The following is a 20,515-nucleotide window of genomic DNA, read 5'->3' on the forward strand; positions in this document are numbered from 1 at the left end:
ATGCTCAGCCGATTCCGGGCCCTGCTCCTCCCCGTCCTCGCCATCCTGCCCCTGCGGGCCCAGGCGGGCCTCCTGGTGCCCACCAGCTCCGGCCGGCCCGATCCCAAGGTCCTCTCCCTGCGGGAGATGACCGTGGACATGGCCATCGCCCGGGGCTACGCCCGGGTCAACGTGCGCCAGGTCTTCGAGAACCACACCGCCGCCGTGCAGGAGGGCACGTACCGCTTCGCCCTGCCGGCCTCGGCGGCGGTGGGGGACTTCGCGGTGTGGGACGGCCTGGTGCGCATCCCCGGGGTCATCCTGGAAAAGAAGCGGGCCCGGTCCATCTACCAGGAGCTCACCCGCCAGCGCATCGATCCGGGCCTCCTGCAGCAGGGGGAGGAGGAGGACCGGGAGGCCGGCGAAGGCGCCCCGGCTTCGCGTCCCTCCGGGGCCTCGCTCTTTTCGGTGACGGTGGCCCCCATCCCGCCCATGGCCACCAAGCGCCTGGAGATCCAGTTCCAGCAGGAGGTCCCCCTCATCGGCGGCAGGGGCGAATTCCGCCTGGTGCTGCGTCCCCCCGACGCCGAGCCCACGGTGGCGGAGACCTTCACCGTCCGGGTCAAGCTGGAGGACGGCGCCTTCGAGGCCATGCCCTCCGGACTGCCCCTCACGGCCACGGCCGAAGGCGCCGGCTTCACGGGCACCCACGTGCGCCTGGACAAGGACCTGGCCCTGCGCTTCCGGCCCCGGGCCTCAGAGCCCCTGCGCCTCACCGCCTTCCGCAACCCCGAGGGCGCCCTGCCCGAGGGCCTCGCCCTGGCCCCCTGGGAGCGGCCCTCCGAGATCCCGCCCGAGAAGGACGGCTTCTTCCTCCTGGAGGCCCTGCCCGGAGGCGGCGCGGCCCCGGCGGAAACGCCCGCCGCGGCCCCCGGGGGCCAGTCCCTGGCCATCCTCTTCGACACCTCCCTGGGCCACCGCTGGGGCGGCCTGGAGCTGGCCTACGGCCACCTGGTGCGGGTCCTGCGGAGCCTGGGCCGGGAGGACCGCTTCGCCCTCATCCCCTTCGACCACACCCCGGGCGCCGGCGCGCTGCAGCCCGTCACCCCCCAGGCCATCGAAGCCCAGCTCACCCAGCTGCGCAACCGCCCCCTGGGCCCCGGGGCCGACCTGGCCCTGGCCCTGGCCGCGGCCCGCAAGGCCCTGGGCGACCACGGCCGGATCCTCCTGCTCACCAGCGGCCAGGGGCTGCTCCGCTCCAAGGCCCTCAAGGCCGCGGCGGGGCCCGTGCCGCTCTTCACCGCGGTGACCGTGGGCGAGGCCGGCGAGGCCCTGGCCGCGGCCTCGGCCCAGGTGCTCTCCCCCACGGCCACGGAGATCGAGGGGGATCTCTTCTTCCGCCAGGTGCTGGGCCCCGGCACCGCCGCCAAGGCCCGGCGCGCCGCGGGCGACGTGCCCTTCACCGCCGCCGGCGGGGAGCCGAAGCTGCGCGACATCTACCCCGTCCTGGTGCAGCCCCTGGCGGCCGGAAGCCTCTCGGGGTGGATCGGGCGCTACGGCGCCCCCGCCGAGAAGGTGCGCTTCGAATGGGCCTCGCCCCTCTTCCCCGGCGGCAGGGCGTCCCTGGACGCGGCCCTGCCCGCCAAGGCCCTGGAGGCGCGGGACCTGCCCCGGCGCTGGGCCCGGGCGCGGGTGGACGATCTGCTGCGGCGCATCGAGGCCGAGGGGGAGCGCCGGGAGTGGGTGGACGAGATCATCGCCCTGAGCAAGCGCTACAAGTTCATCACCCCCTACACGGCCTTCCTGGCCGCGCCCCGGTCCCTGCTGCGGCCCCGGCGCATCCAGCCCGGCGATCCCGTGCTGCGGGTGGAATGCGATCCCGGGACCCAATCGGCCACGGCCCTCTTCCCCTTCGGGCTGAGGCTGGACCTGGTGCGCCGGCCCGGGGGCAACGTGTGGGAGGGCCGCTTCCTGGTGCCCGAGGGCCTCAAGGACGGCCGCCACCCGGTGCGCATCCTCATGCGCGACGCCAGCGGGGCGCGGATCTCGGAAACCAAGCACTTCGTCCTGGACGGCAAGGCCCCCGACATCCACCCGGCCCTGCCGGCCTCGTGCCGGCCCGGCGAGGCGGTGCGCATCGCCGCCGCCGCGGACGACGACGTGGTGTTCCTCAGCGCCCGGGTGGGGGACGCCCCGCCCATCCCGCTGCGGTGGGATCCCGCCGAACGCCGCTGCGTGGGCCTGACGACCGTGCCCTACGGCGTCCAGGGCCCCGTGGAGGTGGTGTTCGAGGCGGTGGACGCAGCCAAGAACCGGGGCTTCGCCCGGGCGACTCTGGAGGTGAGGCCGTGAGGAGCAAGCGCGCGTTCGCCTGGATCCTTCCCCTGGCGGCGGTCGGGTTCGCCGCCTCCGTGATCCCCTGGGAGAGCATGACGGAGGGCGACTGGATCTACGCCCTGGCCACCCGGTTCGCCACGGTGGACGGCCACCGGGTCCACTACCCCACCCCCACCGCCGAACTGGCCCGCCTCCTGGAGGGCCGCGGCGATCCCGGGGCCCTGCGCCACCTGGCCGAGGCCCGCCTGTCCCTGGGCGACCGCAAGGGCGCCCTGGAGGCCATGGAGCGCTGGGCCCAGGCCTCGGGCCCCGCGGCCTGGGCGGAGACGGCCCGCTGGGAGGCGGCCCATTCGGAGCCCGCCGCGGCCTTCAAGGCCGCCGAACGGGCCCTGCCGGGCCTGGATCCGGAGGAGCTGCGCGCGCTCTGCGACGAGCGGGTGGAATGGGCCCAGGCCCACCCGGACCTGGCCGACGCCATCGCCCTGCGCAGGGCCAAGGCCGAACGCTTCCCCGACGACGCGGAGGCCCTGGAGGCCTGGCTGCGGGCCCTGGAGAAGGCCGGGCGGCTGGACGAGGCCGACCAGGGGCTGGCGGCCTCCCACGCCCTGCCCCCGGAGCGGCGGCTCCTGGTGCGCTCGGACCTCAAGGCCGACCACGGCGACGCCCGCGGCGCCTTCCTGATCCTGGACGGCGCGGTGACGCAGCCCTGGAGCTCCACCTTCGAACGGGCCTACGCACGGCGGGTGGACCAGGCCGCGGGCACCGCCCCCGGCGCCTGGCGGGCCACCCTGGAGACCCGCTTCGACGCGGGCGCCCTGGCGCGGCTCCACGCCTACCTCAACGGCAAGCGCCAGGCGGGCCTGGCCACCGAGCTCCTGCGCCAGGTGGAACGGCGCCACGAAAAGGGCCTGGACCGGAACGGCGAACTGCTCCTGTCGCGCCTCTACGCCAGCGTGGACGCGGTGCCGGAGGCCTTCCGCGCCGGCCTGGCCGCGGCCCACCTGGGCACCCCCGACCAGCAGACCGGGGACCTGGCCCTCCTGGCCCACCTGGCCCTGCGGGCCGGGGGCCGGCCCCTGGCCTGGGGCGCCTACAACGACGAGGCCTACCGCTGGGTGGCCGCGGTGGACCGCACCCCGGGGCTCTGGACCGGGGGGGTGTCCTTCCTGCTCACCGGGGTCCCCTGGAAGGAGACCCTGGACAACCTGGAATTCCAGGCCCTGCCGGATCGCACCTTCGCCACGGCCCGCGCCCTGGCCGACGCCCTGGCCCAGCGCGCCCCCAAGGATCCGGCCCTGCCCGCCCTGCGGGTGGCCATCATGGCCCGCCACGTGGAGCGGGGCGAAGGGGCCAAGGCCCTCGCCCTCCTGCCGCTGGTGGAGGGCGGGCCCGCGGCCCAGGCCGACGAGGCCCGGAACCAGGCCCTCCTGGCCGCGCGCCAGGTGGAGGTGCCCCTGGCCGAGGAACTGCGGCTCATGAAGGCCCGTATGCGCTACGCCGCCCCGGACCGCTCCCGGCCCACCCTCCAGGGCCGGGAGGAGGGCGGCTACCAGCCCGAGGAGCCCGACGCCTCCCGGGCCTGGGCCCGCCTGGAATCCGGCAAGCCCCGGGCCCGCGGGTACTACCGGCTCCTGGACGACTTCTCGGCCCGCCTGGACCAGCGGGACGGCTCCCACCGGGCCTCCGTGGACCTCATCCTCGCCGAGCTGGACCGCCTGCCCGACGCCGAGGAGCTGTGGATGAACCTGGCCTCGCGCCTGGAGAGCTGGAACCTGGACGACGGCCTGGGGCCGCGCTACCAGGAGGCCCTCAAACGCTTCCAGGACCCCGGCATCTGGGACAAGGCCGCGCGGTGGTACGCGCGGCGCAACTACCACGCCGAGCTGCGGACCCTGGCCGCGGACGTCACGGCCCGGTTCCGGGGCTCGGAGCTGTTCCGCCGATCCAACACCCACGTGACGGTGCAGGTGCCCGACCAGCCCCCGGTGGGCGGCGGCGTGCGCATGGTCCTGTGGGCGGACTGGGTCCGCCTCAAGGCCCTGGAGCGCTTCCCCCACAGCCCCCTGGTGTTCCGGGAGGCCGGGCGCCTCGTGACCCCCGCCCAGTGGCAGAAGGACTTCGATCCCGCCGCCGAGAGCAAGCGCACCTTCACCAAGGTCATCGTTCCCGAAGGGCTCCTGGAGGAGCGGCGCTGGGCCATCCTCTTCGCGGATCCCGCCCAGCGGGAGGCCTGGTTCGCCTCGGCCATGAAGCAGGGGACCCTGGAGACCCGCCTGGCGGCCCTGGAGGGCCGCAGGGACCGGACGCCGGTGGAGGACCTGCTGCTCTTCGAGGGCTGGGCCCGCCTCTCCCGCTTCGAGCGGGCCGTGGCGCCCGGCGAGAGCCTCTGCCGCAGCTACCCCGGCGACGGGGATTTCGCCCAGCGGCTGCTCTCCCTGCACCGCTCCCTCAACGGCCTCGAGGCCTCCCACGGGGCCCCGGCCCGGGCCCTGGTGGAGCGCGCCGCGCCCGCCCTGGAGAACCCCAACCCCCTGTGGACCGAACTGGGCGAGATGGAGGAGGACCGCGGCCGGGGCGCCGAGGCCATGGTCATCTGGCGCAACCTCCTGGCCCGGTCCCCCCGGGACCCGGCCCGCATTTCCGAACTGGCCACGCTGCTCTGGGACTACAACCACGACCGGGAGGCCCTGGACGTGGTGGAGGCCGGCCGCAAGGCCCTGGGCCGGCCCCGCTTCTACGCCTTCGAGACCGGCGTCCTGCGGGAGAACCTCAAGGACCTGGACGGGGCGGTGCGGGAGTACCTGGACGCCACCCGGCCCGAGGAGGAGGGCTACGATTCGTCCTTCGAGAACGACCAGCGTTCCCTGCGCCGCCTGGCGCAGCTCCTGGCCCGGCCCCGGGTGTACGCCCTGGTGGAGAAGCGCATCCGCGCCCTGGCCCCCGGCAACGCCGAGGACGAGCGCACCCTGGCGGCCTTCTTCCCCCTGGGCTCCATCACGCCCCCCGATCCCGGGCTCACCTGGGACGCCGACACCTGGATCGACGCCATGGACCAGCCCAACGATCCCGTGGGCCGGGAGAAGCGCCAGGCCGCCAAGGAGGCTCGACGGCCCGCGGAACACGACGCCATCGCCCGCATCGAAGCCCTGATGCTGGACAAGCTCAACGAAATGATCCCCCGGGCCACCGCCGCCGGCTTCCTGGACTTCGCCGGGCAGCAGGGCGTCTGGCGCATCGGGGAGCGCTGGCCCAAGGCCCGGGCCAAGGCCTTCGAAGGCGCGCTCATGGCGCGCCGGGCGGAGCTCGCCCCCGAGGAGGAGGAGCGCATCCGCCTGGAAATGGACCGGGCCCGGTTCCTGGCCGACAACGGCCGGGGCCAGGAGGCCGACGCCGTGTGGGCGGCCCTGGAGCCGCGCATCGGCAAGCTGCCCGAGGGCAGCGTCAAGCTCCGGGCCGAAAGCCAGAGGGCGGGCTATCTGGAGCGCACCAAGGGCGCCGCCGTCGCCGCCGCGGACTGGCGGCGCATCACGGCCCGCTACCCCTGGAGCCTGGGCCTCCTGGACGACCGCCTGGCCTTCCTGGACCGGGCCAAGCTCCCCGTGGAGGCCCTGGACCTCCTGGAGCAGACCGTGCCCCGGGCCGCCGCCGGACACCGGGAGAACCTCCTCCAGCGCCTCACCCAGGCCTCCCTGGCGGCCTCCGATCTCAAGCGCGCCCGCAGGGCCGTGGAGCAGATCCTGGCCTCCCCCGCCCTGGAGGACCCGCGCCGCCTGGCCGCGGTGCACCTCCTGGCCCGGCTTTCCTTCCGGGAGGATCCCGCCTGGGACCCCTTCCCCGTGGCCAAGGCCCAGACCCCCCTGCTCAAGCCCGAAGGGGTCGCCGACCTCTACCACGAACTGGCCCGGGCCGCCGATCTGGAGAACGCTCCGGCCCGCGGCGTGGCCCTCTGGATCGAGGCCCTCAACCGCCGCACCGAAAGGGCGTGGCTGGTGGCCGCGTCCCGTTCCACCCAGCGGGGCGGCAAGGGGCCCGAATTCCTGGCCTTCTTCGAGAAGCAGCACGAACGCAGCCCCCGGGACATGCGCTGGGCCGTGGCCGTGCGCGACATCAAGCGCTTCTTCCACGACGTGGACGGCGCGGTGGCCGCGGCCAAGGCCGCGGTGACCGTGCGCCCCGAGCAGGAGATCCTGTGGCGGGACGCCGCGGACATCCTGGAGCGCGCCGACCGCCTCCACGAGGCCGCGGACTACCTGGAGGGCTGGAACCGGCCCCGGCCCGCCAGCGAGGACGTGGCCAAGTGGCGCTCCGAGCTGTACGCCCGGGCCGGCGACCCCGCCCGGGCCCTGGCCGTGGAGCAGGACACCCTCAAGGCCCTGGCCCGGGAGGGCTCGGCCGACCCGCAGGAGACGCGCCAGCGCCGGGCCCGCGCGGCCCAGCGCCTCTTCCACAGGGGCCTGCCGGCCATGGCCGTGCGGCTTTACTCGGCCAAGGGCGACATCGGCCCCCTGGCCGCGGACGGCGAGGTGCCCCTGGAGACCCGGGTGCAGATCGGCCTCCTCACCGGCCAGATCACCCGGGTGCTGGCCGTGATCAAGGACAACCCCCAGCTCCTGCCCCAGGCCGCGGCGGCCTTCGCGGGCCACGCCAAGCCCGAGCAGAAGGAGGAGGTGCAGGCCTGGCTCCAGCGGCTCCTCCAGCCCAAGGAAAGCCCCGCCCCCGATTCCCGGGCCCTGGACGCCTGGTGGCCCTTCATCGCGAACTCGGGCCTGGAGACGGGCCTGCGCGAGGGCCTCGCCCAGCGGCTCCTGGCCTCCCGGGGCGGCCCCTGGTTCGTGGATCCGCCCTACCCCTTCGTGCACCAGGTGGGCGAGAACCTCGTGGGCGAGACGCCGGCCACCGCCGGCCGCCCCGCCATGAAGACCTTCCGGGAACCGGATCTCGCGGCCCTCTGGGTCCGGGACCTGGCCCGCCGGGACCGGGCCGAGGAGCTCCTCGCCTTCGTGGAGCCCCGGTGGCAGGAACTCCTGGGCCAGGTGCGGGGCGCGGCGAACGTGGGTTCCACCTCCAGCCGCCAGGCCTGGACCTGGTGGCTGGACGACCGGACCGTGCTGGAGACCTGGGCCCGCGCGGCCGCGGCCCAGCCCGGGAAAGTGAAGGACCTTTCGGACGTGATGGCCGACCGGCGCCTCTGGGACCGCTTCTGGGTCCTGGGGGCCCGGGGCTGGTCCGCGGACACGCTGGTGGCCATCCTTCCCGAGGCGCCCCGCACCGCGTGGTTCCGCTTCTGGGCCCCGGCCCCCTCCTCCGACCCCGTGCTCCAGGCCCGCAGGGGCGTGGTGGAGCGCGTGGACGCGGCCATGGCGCGCCTGGTTCAGGGCGCCGCCGGCGCCGCGGACGATCCGCTCATCGACAAGCTGCGGGGCCCCCGCACCGTGGGGGACGTGCTCGGCAAGGATCCCCGCTGGATCTGGCCGGAATTCATCCCCCGCCGGGACGGCCGGGGCGACCTGGCCGAGAAGGGCGATGACCGCGTGGCCGGCCAGGGCGTGGACCAGGGCCGGGTGCCCGGCGCCCTCTGGGGCGAACGCCCCGGGGAGGCCTGGTACGTGCTGGAGGCCCTGGCCCGCTACCGCAAGGGCGACCCCACGGCCCCCTACCTGCCCCTGGAATCCCCCCAGCGGGGCGCCGAGACGGCGCGGGCCCTGCTGGCCATGCGCCTGGCCCGGGCCCTGGGGGACCTCCCCCTGGCCCTGCGTGTGGCCGAAGGGCGGCCCGGTCCCGTCAAGGACCGCGCCTGGGTGGAGGGCAAGCTGAGCCTCCTGGCCGCCGCCGACCGCAAGCAGGAGGCCGCGGACGCCTTCCGCGCCTACGTGAAGGCCATCCAGTCCGGCCTCACCGACGCCGATTTCCAGGACCTCACGGTGCTCAGCACCCGCCTGGGCCTGCCCGGCCCCCTGGAATGCCTGGACGCCTCCCGCCCCGTGGGCCCGGTCTTCCTGGCCTACCTCCAGGACCAGCGCACCGAGGCCGCCCGCGCCTTCCACACGGCGAACCCCGTGGACTTCCGCACGGCGCTCCACCGGCGCTGGGCGGGCCGGGAGGCCCAGCTCACCCGCGCCCAGGCCCAGTACTGGCTCCGCGAACTGTGGGCCACGGGCACGGCCCCGCTGCCCCCCGTGGTGCTGGCGAAGATCGGCCCCGTGTGGCCCTCGGCCTGGGCCCACCTGGGGCGGATCGTCACCCCGGAGCGCCCCGGCGCCATCGCCGCCCTGGAGAAGGCCCTGGACCCGGCCAACCATGCCCCCGCGCTCCTGGCGGAACTGGTGCGGCCGGACGCCGACGATGCCAGCCGCCTCCTGGCGGTGCGCATCCACCTGTCCCGCAACGAACTGGAACCCGCCCTCGCCCAGGTGGACGCCATGCTGGCGGAAACCGGCCGCATCGGGAACCTGGTTTTCGATATGACCCCGGCCCCGGAGGACACCGAAGGCGGGGAGGCCACCAACGAAGCGCCCGCCCAGAGGCCGGACCCCATGGGCCGCCTGGAAGGCTGGCTCGTCCCCTTCAAGGCCGTGGGCCGGCAGAAGCCCGTGGAGGAACGGTACCTCAAATTCCTGGCCGGCCAGCGCCGGGAGGGCGAAGTGCCGCCCGCGTCCTGGAGGCTGGCCTTCCGGCTGACCCCGGCCGCCGAGGCGCCGGCCCTGGCCCGGGAATTCGAGGAGGCCTGGTTCCGGGGCGAAGTGGCCCCCTGGTCCCTGGGCGAAATCCTGGAGACCGCGGCCCCCGTGGTGCCCCTGGAGGCCCGGCGCTGGCTTTCGCGCATGATCGATTCCCACACCTACTTCCAGGCCCGCCAGCGGGCCGGGATCCTCGAGAAGCTCAAGCTCAGGGCCGAAGCCGCCGCGAGCCTCCTTGCCTCCCGGCGAACCGACGCCTGGACCGCCCGGGAGGACGCCATGGCCTTCGATGTGTGGCGCAGGCTCACATCGCCGGGGGCGAAGGCCCCCGAATACTGGACGGGCGCGGCCGCCGTGTGGACGGGCCCGGTGTCCCTGGGCGACCGGCTCAAGGCCCACGGCCACGACGTCCTGGCGGCCCGGGCGGCCCTGCGCAGCCTCGCCCCCGGGGACGAGAACGCCCTGGCCCGGGTCCAGCGGGTCCTGGAAAACGACCGCCCCTGGGCCCGGGACCTGGACGGGGACCGCGCCCTGCTCCGCCTGCGCGCGTCCCGGAGCCTGCTGCCCCGCTCCGCCGCGGCCGCCCAGCACGCCCTGGGCCCCGTGGATCCCGAGGCCCTGGCCCGGATCCTGGCGGCGCGCCATTTCAAGGCCGCCGACATCAACGCGGCCCTGGGCGACGTGGCCCGCATCTCGGCCCGCGCGGGCCGCGAGGCCCTCACCCGCCGGACCCTGGCGGTCCTGGCGGACCGCAATGCCGCCGGCCTCAAGGCCCTCCAGGCCGAACTGGCCCCGGCGGCGGGCCGGGCCGAGGCCTTCCGCATGGAAGGGGGCCGGCCCGCCCCCATCCGCCCCCGGGACCTCACCTGGGCCCTGCTCACGAACGTGCTGAACAAGGAGGGCCGCCCATGAATCCGCGCGCGCTGCCGATGCTCCTGGCCGCGAGCCTCCTCGCGGCCGAGGCCCCCCTGCCCCTCCCCGACGCGCCGCTGCGCCTGGTCATCCCCGATGCCCAGGCCTTCGACGCGGCGCTCACGGGCCACTTCCGGCGCTTCCTCACCGGGGATCCCCGCGACGGCGAGCCCGTGACCGCGGCCTGGCGCCGCAGCCGCGTGGGCTCCAAGCTCGAGGACCAGTGGCAGCGGCTCTCCCCGGACCTGCCCTGGACCTGGAAGCAGATCCTCCAGCTCAAGCCCCGGTCCCTGGGCCTGGCCCTGCTGGAGGTGGGCCACCTGGAGGCGGTGCTGGTGGTGGACACGCCCCTGGCGCAGCTGCCCCTGGCCCTGCCCAAGGGCACCCCGAAGAACCACGGCGGCGTGGCCTACGCCCTGGTGACCCGGGGCGCCGCCGACGGCTCCGGGGACAAGGACCGGCGCATGGGCCTGGCCTGGGCGCGCATGGGTCCGCGCCTGCTCCTGGCCACCAGCGAGCGCGCCCTGCTCCTGGCCATCACCCAGGCCCAGGCGGGCCGCGGCCTCGAACCGCCCCTGCCGGGCCTCGTGGCCATGGAGCTGGACCTGGACGCCCTGCGCAAGGACCGGTACTTCCGCCGGGAATTCCTGTGGCCCGAGGGCCCCGAGCGGGGCCGGGTGAAGGTGGCCCTGCGCAGCGAGGGCGGGCGCCTTGTGGAGGTGCGCCGGGGCGGCGGCGACGCGCGGCCCGGGGTCTTCACCTTCCAGGCCGCGGGGGGCGCCCAGGGCTGGGAGCCCGACGGCTCCGGCTTCTGGACCGCCTTCCGCCGGGGCCTGCTGGAGCCCCTGCCCCAGCTCCAGGACCGGCCCGTGCCGGCCCTGGCGCCCCTGCCGGAGGCCGCCGGCGCCGGCGACCCCTACGCGGTGGACCTCACGAAACCGGTCGCCGTCCCCGGCGGCGCCCAGGGGGAGGAGGGCGATCTCCTGCCCTGGAAGGCGCTCCTGGCCAAGGTCCCCGTCCCCAGCTGGGGGTTCTGGGTGACCCCCGACGGGGTGCGGCGCCTGGCCTTCCCGTGGCCGGAGGCCCGGGACGCCGAGTTCCTGGAGCTGTGCCGCGCCACCGGGGAACGCCGCGCCGGGCGCGCCACGGTGGCCAAGGTGGGCCCGGCCTCCGAGATCCGCGTGGGCCCGGGCCTGCCGGCCCTGGCCCTGCGCCGCGCCGGCGCCGTGCTGTGGGCCGCCCCCAGCGCCCGGGACCTGCAGGACGTGCCCGTCCCCAGGGCCGACGCCGCCCTGGTGCGGTGGGCCCGGGTGGACCTGGACGCGGTGCGGGCCGAGAAGGCCCGCTGGGCCAAGGCCGAAGGCCCGGCCCGGCCCGAGCAGGTGCGGCCCCTCTCGGACCAGGTGCTGGGCCTGCTGGGGTGGATCCCCGGCACCCGGAGCCTCGCGGTGGAGCGGCGGCGCACCGGGGACGGATGGGAGGAGCGGGTGACCTTCGGCGGGGCCCCTTGAGGGGGCTCCTCCTGGCGCTGGCCCTGACCCTCGGGGCCCGCCCCCCGGAACTGGCCACCTGGCGCCTGGAGGGCTCCCGCGTGGAGGCCGAACCCCCTTCGGGCGACGCGCCCCTTCCCGTGGGCTCCCTGCAGAAGCCCTTCGTGGTCCGGGCCTGGGCCCGGAGCCACGCGGGCCCCTCCCCGCGGTTCCGCTGCCGGGGCTGCTGGCTCAAGGCCGGCCACGGGGAGCTGGGCCTGGCCCGGGCCGTGGCGGTGTCCTGCAACGCCTACTTCCTGGAACTGGCCCGGCAGACGCCCCTGGCGGACCTGAAGGCGGCCCTGGCCGCCGAAGGGTTCGCCCCGGCGCCCCTGTCCCCGGAGGACGCCGTGGGCCTCGCGGGCAACCTCGCCATCCGCCCCTCGGCGCTCCTGGAGGCCTACCGGCGCCTGACCCTCACCCCCTGGCCGGAGGGCGAAACCCTGCGCCAGGAGGTGCTGCAAGGCCTGAGGGAGGCCGCCCTCACCGGCACCGCGGCGGGCCTCGGGCACCGCGGCTTCTGGGCCAAGACGGGCACGGTGCCCGCCCCGGACGGGGACCCCCTTTCCACCTGCGGCCTCGCCCTGGCCGTGGACGACACCGGCTGGGCCGTGCTGGGCCGCCTGCGCCCGGGCACCGGCAGGGAGGCCGCCACGGCCCTGGCCCCGGACCTGGACCGCTGGCGGCCCTGGGCGCCCCGCCGCGGCCCGCGGCGCGCCGGGGCCGTGCCCTCGGGCCTCGCGGCCGCGGTGCGGGTGCGGCTCTTCGAGCTGCTGGGACCCCGGCGCTTCCAGGTGCGCAACCTGGGACCGGACCCCGTCCCCCTGGGCCCGGGCCACCTGGGCCCCGGCGCCTCGGCGCCCCTGGCCCCGGGGATCCCCGTGGGCCCCGGCCTCCTGGAGCTCTCCGCCCCGGGCATCCGCCGGCGCATCCAGGGCGAAGTCGCCCTGCGCTCCGGCGTCCCCGTGGCCACCCTCGCCCCCCGGGACTACGTGGCCGGCGTGGTGGACGCCGAACTCCCCGGCGGCAGCCCCGCCCTGCGCGTGGAACTGGGCGCGGCGGTGCTGCGCTTCCTGGCCCGGGGCCCCCGCCACCCGGGCGCCGACGTGTGCGATTCCACCCACTGCGCCTACTTCGTGGGCCGCGGCCCCCGCCTGGACTGGACCGACCCCGCCCGCGCCGCGGCGCTGCCCGGGGAGCCCCGGGGCCTGGACGAAGCCGCCTGGTCCGCCATCCAGGAGGCGGCGCGCTTCCCCGGCCCCGACCAGTGGACCGCCCACTGCGGCGGCCAGCCCCTTTCCCCCCGCTTCGTGTGGGGCTCCGGCGGCGCCGCGGCCCCCCCCTGCCCCCGCCACCCCACCCCCGCCGCCCCCTGGACCCGCACTTGGACCGCAGCCCAGGTGGCCAAGGCCTTCGGGTCCCCCGTGGAGCGCATGGAGACCGGCGAGGAGGACGGCACCTGGGTCCTGAGGCTGTGGCAGGGCGGCGGCGTCCGGACCCTGCGCTTCGACCCGGCCCACCGCCTCCTGGCCGGGGCCCTGGGCTGGGACGCCCTCCCCAGCCCCGCCGACGCCGTGGAGGCCGTGCCCGGGGGCTTCCGGGCCCGGGGCCGGGGCCAGGGTCACCGGGTGGGGCTGTGCCTGGCGGAGCCCTGATCCTGGGATCGATCCCTGGCACTCGGCTCGATCAGAACCGATTCTCTTTCCAATTGCACCTATCCCTTTTCATCCCATTCATCGGCGTTCATCCCTGTTACGCAGGGCCAGCGATGGCCTGGGTCGGCGCACGCATTACCCGCATGCGCCGACGCATCCCAGCTTTGGCCCTGCGGAACAGGGATGAACGCCGATGAATGGGATGAAGGAGATGAAGACGAACCATCCCTGCGACGAACGCGGGGTAGGTATCGCTCCTAGCGCTTGGCCCACTCCATGAGCGCGAGTTGCGCCGCCGATCACTTCTTAATCAGCGCCCGCCGCGCCACTCCTTCCCGCAGGCCTCCACGATGAGCTGGCGGTTCGCGGGCTGGCTGATCCACCAATTGGCGAAGGCCCGGCCCAGGCGCTGCCCGGCTTCCACGTCGCTGGGCCAGTGGACCCCGGCCATGACCCGGTCGTCGCCCAGTTGCCGGCCCCGCTCCAGGAGGGCGGGCCCGTGGGCCGGCACGAACTGGGCCAGGATCCGGGCGTAGAGCACGCCCACCGCCGCGTGGGAACTGGGGTAGGAGGGGGTGGCCTCCAGGGGCACGGCGGGGGTGATGGCCGGGAAGGTCTGGTAGGGCCGGGGCCGGTCGAAGGTGCCCTTGAGGGATTCCAGGATGGGCAGGAGCTCACCGCGGGCCTGGGCCATGAGGGCCTCCGTGAGGGGGTGGGCGGAGATGTCGAAGGTCTCGTCCAGGAGGCTGGCGAAGCACCCGATGCCGGGGTGGGCGTCGGCCAGGGCCCGGCTCACGTCGGCCTGGGTGCGGGAATGCTGGAGCCACATGGTGACGCCCAGGTCCTGCAGGGCGTCCGGGGTGCCCGGCTGGGGATAGAGGCCGACGACGGACACCCAGTCCGGGGTGGCGGCGGGAAGGGGCGCGAGGGCCGCGCAGGCCAGGGCCAGGGTGAGGAAGGGTACCAGGTGCGAGCGTTGCATGCTGTCCTCCGCAAAGAGGGGGAGAGTCTGCCACCCCCGGGCGCGGAAGTGAACATAATTATTGTTATTATTAATACTTATAATTATATCGTAAGGGACCGGGCAGAAAATCCTGGCCCGAAAAATGCAAGACCGGGACATGTTTACCCATCCCCTTCAAGCAACGGCCCCTTCGGCCTTCCCCGCGGCGGCGGCCTCGAAGCCCACGTCCGGATTCGCGTCGGTGCTCGCCGCGGCCACGGCGGCGCCGGATCCCTCCGACGAGGAGAAGGCCCTCCAGGAACTCTTCCACATCCTCGCCTGCCTTTCCTGCGGCGTCGTGGACTACCCGGCCGAGACCAAGGCCGGCTCCAGCACCCCCGGCCCCTACCGCCGGGAGGTTGAAGCGCTCAAGGAAGTGCTGCGCCGGATCATGACCGGGAACGCCGGCCAGCCGGGCAAAAAGGGCTCGGGGGACGATCCGGCGGACCTGTCCCTCCAGGAGCTCTACGAGTCGCTCCCGCCGGAGGTGCGGAACCTGCTCATGCGCGCGTTCCCCAAGCTCCAGGACATGCTGAGGGCGGCCTCCGGCGAGGGGACCTCCAGTTCGTCGTAGTACTCGCACCGGTCCGCCAGGTCCCCCAGCACCACGCCCAGGGCCGCCCAGGGCGCGGGAGCCAGGGCCGGCACCACGAAGCCCGCGGCCACCCGCGCCGCGCCCAGCAGGGGCCGCAGGCCGCGCCCCTTGCGGGCGAAGTGGGCCTTGCGCCACCCGTAGAGGAGGAGCTTGAAGGCGCCGGCGCCCACGGCCAGGGGCGCGGAGCCCCCGAGCACCGCCGCCAGGTAGATGCCGTTGAGCAGGGCGTGGGCGCTGTGCAGGTTGAGGGGCGGCACCTTCATGGCCACCCGGTACACCCGGTCCACGGCGAAAAGGGCCGCGAAGCCCGCCGCGGCCGCGGCCCAGGCCGGGACCCGGCCCAGGAAGGCGGCGGCGCACAGCGCCAGGAAGAGCGACGCCAGGGCGATCTCCCGGCTCAGCCAGGAGCCCCGCAGGTTGAGCAGGGCGCGCCAGGCCCGCCCCGGGCGGCCCAGGTGCAGGGCGCTGAGGGCCATGGAGGCCGCGCCCGCGGCCAGGAAGGGCCAGGGGTGGGGGAAGGGGCCGCCCGCGGCCATGCGGGCCGTGAGCACGGCCAGGATCGTCGTGAAGGCCACGAGGGTCCATTCGCCCCGCAGGGTGATGCGGGGTTCGGGCACCCGCAGGAGGCCCTCCAGGAGCCCCGCCGGCGGGGGCGGGGCCGCGAAGCGCGGGGCGGCGGGGTCGCCGTCGATGCGGATGCCGGGGCCCAGCTCCCAGCCCGGGAGCCCCAGGGGCGCGGGCCCGGCCTGGGCGCGGGGTTCCAGCTCCAGGGCCTCCACGGGGCACCGGGCCACGCAGGCCGGCTCCTCCCGGTCCGGGCAGAAGGTGCACTTCTCCACGGTGCCGGTGGTCTCGCTGAAGCGGGGGGCCCCGTGGGGGCAGGCCCAGGTGCAGTAGCGGCACCCCATGCACGCCTCCTGGCGCAGGGTCACGGCGCCGGTGGCGGGGTCCTTGGCGTAGGCGTCCGCGGGGCAGTTGGCGAGGCACGCGGGTTCGTCGCAGTGGTGGCAGGCCAGGGACAGGTGGAAGACCGGCAGGTCCGGGCGGCGGTGGGGGTTGAAGGTGTGCACGGTGCGCCAGGGCCGGGTCTGTTGGGCGCGGTTCTCCATCCAGCAGCCCAGGACGCAGGCTTCGCATCCGGTGCAGCGGTCCGCGTGGAAGAGGAAGCGCCGGGCCGTCACGGGGCCTTCTCCACGTCCACGAGGTTGTCGTGGAAGGCCGCGCCGTGGGCCATGTCCGTCTCCCGGCCCAGGGACAGGAGGTTCACGGAGCCCCCATGCTCGGCCCCGTAGCCGTTGTGGGCCACCACCACCCCCGGCAGGAGGCTCAGATCGAGGTTGGCGGGCAGGAACAGCTCGCCCCGCCCGTTGAAGACCCGCACCCGGTCCCCCTGGCGGATGCCCCGGGCCGCGGCGTCCCCGGGCCCCAGGTGGAGCCGGGGCCCCGGGTCCCGCAGGCAGGACAGGGTGACGAACTGGCTGTGGATGGCGTTCTTGTGATTGGGGGTGAGGAGCGTGAGGGGGTAGGCGCCGGGGCTGGATTCCAGGGGGGCGGAATAGCCCGGCAGCGGGTCCACCTTCCACCGGCGCGCGGCCTCCTCGGAGCGCAGCTCGATGCGCCCGGAGGGCGTGGGGAAGGCCAGGTCCGCGAAGGCCACCTCCTCGCACCCGGGGGCCAGGACGGGCCCCTCCCGCAGGGCGTCCAGGGTCAGGCCCGGGAAGCGCCCCAGCTTCGCCTCCAGCCAGGCCTCCTCCGCGCCGGGGGCCACCAGGCCCGCGGTGTCGAGCCCCATGCGCCGGGCCAGGTGCCAGAGGATCTCGCTTTCGGGCTTCACCTCCTCGGGCGGCTCCACCAGCTTCGGGCGGATCTGGAGGTAGGGGTGCCAGTAGGCCCCGATGACATCGGTCTGCTCGAAGAGGCTCTTGGAGGGCAGCACCAGGTCCGCCTCCCGGGCGGTGTCCGTGAGGCGCTCGTCCACCACCACCCGGAACTCCAGGGCGCGGAAGGCTTCGCGCACCCGCGCCGTGTCGGGGTTCTGGCCCACGGGGTTGCCCCGCTCCACCCAGGCGGCGCGCAGGGGCGGATCGGCCTGGGCCGCCATGTCACTGCCCAGGCGGGCCGTGGACAGCGACACCCGCACCACCCCGTCGGGCACCTCGGGCGGGAAGAAATCCAGGGGGTCCTTCACGGCGCTGAACACATCGGACTGCAGGTTCGCGTACACCCAGCCCGCCCCGGGCCGGCCCAGGTTCCCGGTGATGGCCAGCAGGGCCAGCAGGGCGCGCATGGTCTGGCCGGAATTCGTGTAGCGCTGCATGCCGAAGCCCGCGCAGAGGGTCACCGGCTTGACGGTGCCCAGGTCCCGGGCCAGGGCTTCCACCTCCCGGGCGGGAACCCCGGTGACCGCCTCGCAGCGCTGGGGGGTCCAGGCCTCCACGGCCCGGGCGTAGTCCTCGAAGCCCAGCACGTGGGCGTCGATGAAGGGCCGGTCCACCAGCCCCTCCCGGATGAGCACGTGGGCCAGGGCCAGGGCCAGGGCGGCGTCGGTGCCGGGCCGGGGCTGCACCAGGAGTTCGGCGCGTTCGGCGGTGCCGGTGCGCCGGGGATCGATCACCACGAGCCGGCCCCCCGCGGCCAGGGCCTGGTCCACGAAGCGCATCTGGTGCACGTTGGTCTCGGCGGCGTTCTTGCCCCACATGAGGATGAGGGCCGCGTTGGCCAGGTCCCAGGGGGCGTTGTGGCGGTTGTCACCCAGGGTGAGCCGCGTGGCTTCCAGGCCCGCGGGCCAGCACAGGTCGCCGTACGTGGTGGTGCACCCGCCGAAGCGGCGCCAGAAGGCCATGGAATTGCCGTTGAGCAGGCCCTTGGTGCCGCTGCCGGCGTAGTGCATCACCGCCCGGGGGCCGAAGCGCTCCCGGATATCCAGGAAGCGCGAGGCCATGAGGTCCAGGGCCGCGTCCCAGGCCAGGGGGGAGAAGGCGCCGTCCTTGCCGCGGACCAGGGGCGTGAGCAGCCGGGAGCCGGGCTCCACCCGCTCCAGGTAGCTGAGCCCCTTGAGGCAGGGCCCTTCGGGTGTCGCTCGGTTGCCCGGATGGGCATCCAGGGCGGTGATCCTTCCTTTTTTCACGGTGACCCGGAGGCTGCAGGTGCTGTAGCAGTTGCGGGGACATGCTGACGTGAAGACGGGCATCCAGGCTCGCTTGGGGTTTCCCTTGGCCGGGCAATTCCGGCAAACTAGGGGGATGACGAAATCGTACTACGCCGGCCAGGAAGTTGATGCCCCTTGTGGGAGATGCAAAGGGGAAACGCGGCACATGATCCTGTCCATCACCGATGGCGTGCCGGAAAAGCTCATCTGCTCCACCTGCAAATCCGTGCACAAGTTCCGCGCCGAACGCCCCGCGCCCGCTCCCCGCCCCGCCCGGGCCACGGTGGCCACCCGCACCGCCTCCCCCCGCAGCGCCGCCTCGCCCTCCCGCTTCCACGAACTGATGCTCGAGGAGCACGCCGGCACCCGCTCCCTCCCCTACGCCGTCTCCCAGAAGTGGGAGGAGGGCATGTGGATGGACCACCCCAGCTTCGGGCTGGGCCGGGTGCAAAAGCGCACCGGGCGGAAGGTGGACGTGCTGTTCCGGGACGGGCTCAAGACGCTGGTGAGCGCCTAGAATCGTACGTGTCCCAGACGTTCGCCCCGTTTCGTCATCGCCGGACAAGCCGGCGATGACGGGGATGGCGGGAGGGACGTTGGGGCTGTGCTACGCCCATTTTCTTCGTTGAGCGTTTGGGAATACGGAATGGAAGGGCTCTCCTGGGGGGCCCTGGCGAGGAGCGCGGCTATCCATGGGTTGATGGATTCGCTTCGCGAAAGCCCTCTCGGTGCCGGTGGGCGCCGACGCTGAGCGGTTGCCACATTGACTATTCAGCATTGGGGCGCGTCAACGTGCTCCTCGAAACACGCGAAGCGTGCCCCCCGGGTGGGTCGGGGCCAATGGGTGACGGCACAGGCCCATGGATGAGGTGAGAGCATTCCGTTGCTGCGGGCTTGGCCCGCAGCAACGAACCGGGGCAATGGTCCGGGACACGTACGAAAACGCAGTCGGGCTCTTAGTACCGAAGCACGCTGAACACGGGCAGGCCCTTCAGTTTTTCGCGGCCCGCCAAACCAACCATTTCGATGAAGAGGGTGAGCGCCACGGGATGGGCGCCGGTGCGTTCCACGATGTTGCGGGCGGCCAGGGCGGTGGCGCCGGTGGAGAGGATATCGTCCACGATGAGCACCCGGTCGCCGGGATGGAAGGCGTCCTGGTGGATCTCCATGCCGTCGTGGCCGCAGGTGGATTCGTAGGTCTCCCGGAAGGTGGGGCGGGGGAGTTTGCCGGGGCGGCGGGCGGGCACGAAGCCCAGGCCGAGCTTGTGGGCCAGGGCAGAACCGAAGATGAACCCGCGGGATTCCAGGCCCAGCACGTGGGTGGGCTGCAGGGAGAGCACCGGCTCGGCCATGGCGTCGATGGCCCGGGCGAAGGCGGCGGCGTCGTTGAAGAGGGGCGTGATATCCCGGTACAGGACGCCGGGCAGCGGGAAATCAGGGACATCCTGGACGGAAGATTTGAAGTTCATGGTGCCTCGCTTAACGTCGGACCTCGAAAGGGTGGGGAAGTGATTGTCCACCCTCCACCACCCACCAGTCCAGCGTAGAAACGCGCGCGGAGGGGGGACCCGCCTCCAGGCGGTCCCTCAGGGCCTCCAGGCGGGACAGGTCACCCCCCGCCTCGCCGGTCACGGTTCCGTCGGGCTCGTTGCGTACCCAGCCCGCCAGGCCCAGCTCCCGGGCGGCGTCCAGGACGAACCACCGGTAGCCCACCCCCTGGACGCGGCCATGGGCGTGGAAGCCGGCCTTCACGGGGCGCCGTGGTTGAAGGTGCGGTCGAAGTCCTTCCTGCGGCCCATGACCTCGGGGCAGGCCAGGTCCAGCCGCAGGGGCGTGACGCTCACGTAGCCCGACAGGGCCGCCTCGGCGTCGCTGCCGGGCCCCTGGGCGTAGGTGGGGCCCATCTCCCCGCCGATCCAGAAGTAGGGGGTCCGGCGCGGGTCGGCGCGCTCCTCGACCAGGTCGTGGTACTTGCGGGTGTCCTGGCCGCAGAGGCGGAAGCCCCGGGGCTCGCCCTTGGGGAGGTTCACGTTCCAGATGCGGTTGGCGGGGAGCTCCATGGCCTCCCACCGCTCCAGGAACAGCCCCGCCCACCGTTCGGCCTGGGCCAGGTCCCCCTGGGGATCGATGGAGAAGGCCACGGACCGCGCCCCCTGCTGGCAGCCCTCGAAGGCCGCCCCCACGGTGCCGGAGTAGAAGACGTCCTCCCCCAGGTTGAAGCCGTGGTTGATGCCCGAGAGCACCCAGTCCGGCTCGCGCTTGAGCACGGCGCGGATGCCCACCAGCACGCAGTCCACGGGCGTCCCGGTGCAGGCGTAGCGGTCCCCCCCCAGGTCGTGGAGCCGCAGGATATCGTTCAGGCTCATGGCGCTGGACACCGCGGACCGGTTCCGGTCCGGAGCCACCGCCACGACCCGCCCGAACCGCGAGGCCACCCGGTGCAGGGCCGCCAGTCCCGGAGCCCAGCATCCATCGTCATTGGTTATGAGAATCAAGCGCTCTTCCATGCCCCCAGTGTAGCCCGGGAGAACACCGCTTGACCCGGGCGCGTAATCGTACTAGAATCGTTAGTTCACGGCGCGTGGCGCAGCCTGGTAGCGCACTACCTTGGGGTGGTAGGGGTCGGAAGTTCGAATCTTCTCGCGCCGACCAAAAGCAAATGAGGGCGGACCCCCAAGTC

Annotated in this window: 12 protein-coding genes and 1 tRNA gene; 7 read left to right on the top strand and 6 right to left on the bottom strand. The window is 74.2% G+C overall.

From position 1 onward, the window contains the following. From R2J76_RS17170 to R2J76_RS17185, 4 genes are read left to right on the top strand one after another with little or no spacing between them, the layout of a single operon-like run. Nucleotides 1-2,331, top strand: a complete 2,331-nt coding sequence (locus R2J76_RS17170; protein WP_316412874.1) for a VIT domain-containing protein — start codon at nt 1-3, stop codon at nt 2,329-2,331. Beyond that, nucleotides 2,328-9,905 (top strand): hypothetical protein, encoded by a 7,578-nt coding sequence (locus R2J76_RS17175; RefSeq protein ID WP_316412875.1) that lies wholly within the window; start codon nt 2,328-2,330, stop codon nt 9,903-9,905. The genes R2J76_RS17170 and R2J76_RS17175 overlap by 4 nt, the downstream gene beginning before the upstream one ends. Then, the gene (locus tag R2J76_RS17180) at nt 9,902-11,416 is read left to right on the top strand and encodes a hypothetical protein (RefSeq protein ID WP_316412876.1); all 1,515 of its coding nucleotides are present in this window, start codon (nt 9,902-9,904) and stop codon (nt 11,414-11,416) included. Before R2J76_RS17175 ends, R2J76_RS17180 begins: the two co-directional genes overlap by 4 nt. Continuing rightward, nucleotides 11,413-13,089 (top strand): hypothetical protein, encoded by a 1,677-nt coding sequence (locus R2J76_RS17185; RefSeq protein WP_316412877.1) that lies wholly within the window; start codon nt 11,413-11,415, stop codon nt 13,087-13,089. The genes R2J76_RS17180 and R2J76_RS17185 overlap by 4 nt, the downstream gene beginning before the upstream one ends. 310 nt (nt 13,090-13,399) lie before the next feature. Here the strand turns inward: R2J76_RS17185 and R2J76_RS17190 are convergent, their stop codons facing one another. Further along, nucleotides 13,400-14,071, bottom strand: a complete 672-nt coding sequence (locus tag R2J76_RS17190; protein ID WP_316412878.1) for a phosphatase PAP2 family protein — start codon at nt 14,069-14,071, stop codon at nt 13,400-13,402. Between the two features lie 139 nt (nt 14,072-14,210). On the opposite strand from R2J76_RS17190, the gene R2J76_RS17195 reads away from it, so the two are divergent. Beyond that, nucleotides 14,211-14,666 (top strand): hypothetical protein, encoded by a 456-nt coding sequence (locus R2J76_RS17195; RefSeq protein ID WP_316412879.1) that lies wholly within the window; start codon nt 14,211-14,213, stop codon nt 14,664-14,666. Here the strand turns inward: R2J76_RS17195 and R2J76_RS17200 are convergent. Then, complete coding sequence (locus R2J76_RS17200; RefSeq protein WP_316412880.1) at nt 14,558-15,868, bottom strand: DmsC/YnfH family molybdoenzyme membrane anchor subunit; 1,311 nt, start codon at nt 15,866-15,868, stop codon at nt 14,558-14,560. The genes R2J76_RS17195 and R2J76_RS17200 overlap by 109 nt on opposite strands. Further along, nucleotides 15,865-17,877, bottom strand: a complete 2,013-nt coding sequence (locus R2J76_RS17205) for a molybdopterin-containing oxidoreductase family protein (RefSeq protein ID WP_316412881.1) — start codon at nt 17,875-17,877, stop codon at nt 15,865-15,867. Before R2J76_RS17205 ends, R2J76_RS17200 begins: the two co-directional genes overlap by 4 nt. Before the next feature lie 124 nt (nt 17,878-18,001). Here R2J76_RS17205 and R2J76_RS17210 point away from each other — a divergent pair, with 124 nt between their 5' ends. Then, nucleotides 18,002-18,352 (top strand): hypothetical protein, encoded by a 351-nt coding sequence (locus tag R2J76_RS17210; RefSeq protein ID WP_316412882.1) that lies wholly within the window; start codon nt 18,002-18,004, stop codon nt 18,350-18,352. Nucleotides 18,353-18,791: 439 nt separating this feature from the next. Here R2J76_RS17210 and R2J76_RS17215 read toward each other — a convergent pair whose 3' ends face one another. The 3 genes from R2J76_RS17215 to surE are packed head-to-tail and all read right to left on the bottom strand — an operon-like array spanning nt 18,792 to nt 20,330. Then, the gene (locus R2J76_RS17215; RefSeq protein WP_316412883.1) at nt 18,792-19,304 is read right to left on the bottom strand and encodes an adenine phosphoribosyltransferase; all 513 of its coding nucleotides are present in this window, start codon (nt 19,302-19,304) and stop codon (nt 18,792-18,794) included. A gap of 10 nt (nt 19,305-19,314) precedes the next feature. Beyond that, nucleotides 19,315-19,587 carry an acylphosphatase gene (locus tag R2J76_RS17220; protein ID WP_316412884.1) on the bottom strand — a complete coding sequence of 91 codons (273 nt, stop codon included), beginning with the start codon at nt 19,585-19,587 and terminating at the stop codon, nt 19,315-19,317. Next, entirely contained in the window at nt 19,584-20,330 is a 747-nt protein-coding gene (gene surE, locus R2J76_RS17225) for a 5'/3'-nucleotidase SurE (protein WP_316412885.1), read from the bottom strand. The genes R2J76_RS17220 and surE overlap by 4 nt, the downstream gene beginning before the upstream one ends. 80 nt (nt 20,331-20,410) lie before the next feature. Between surE and R2J76_RS17230 the strand changes: the two genes are divergently transcribed. Then, nucleotides 20,411-20,487 (top strand) — tRNA-Pro (locus R2J76_RS17230). Nucleotides 20,488-20,515 lie beyond the last annotated feature (28 nt).

This window comes from Mesoterricola silvestris (assembly GCF_030295405.1).
In the GTDB taxonomy this organism is placed as follows: Bacteria; Acidobacteriota; Holophagae; order Holophagales; family Holophagaceae; genus Mesoterricola; species Mesoterricola silvestris.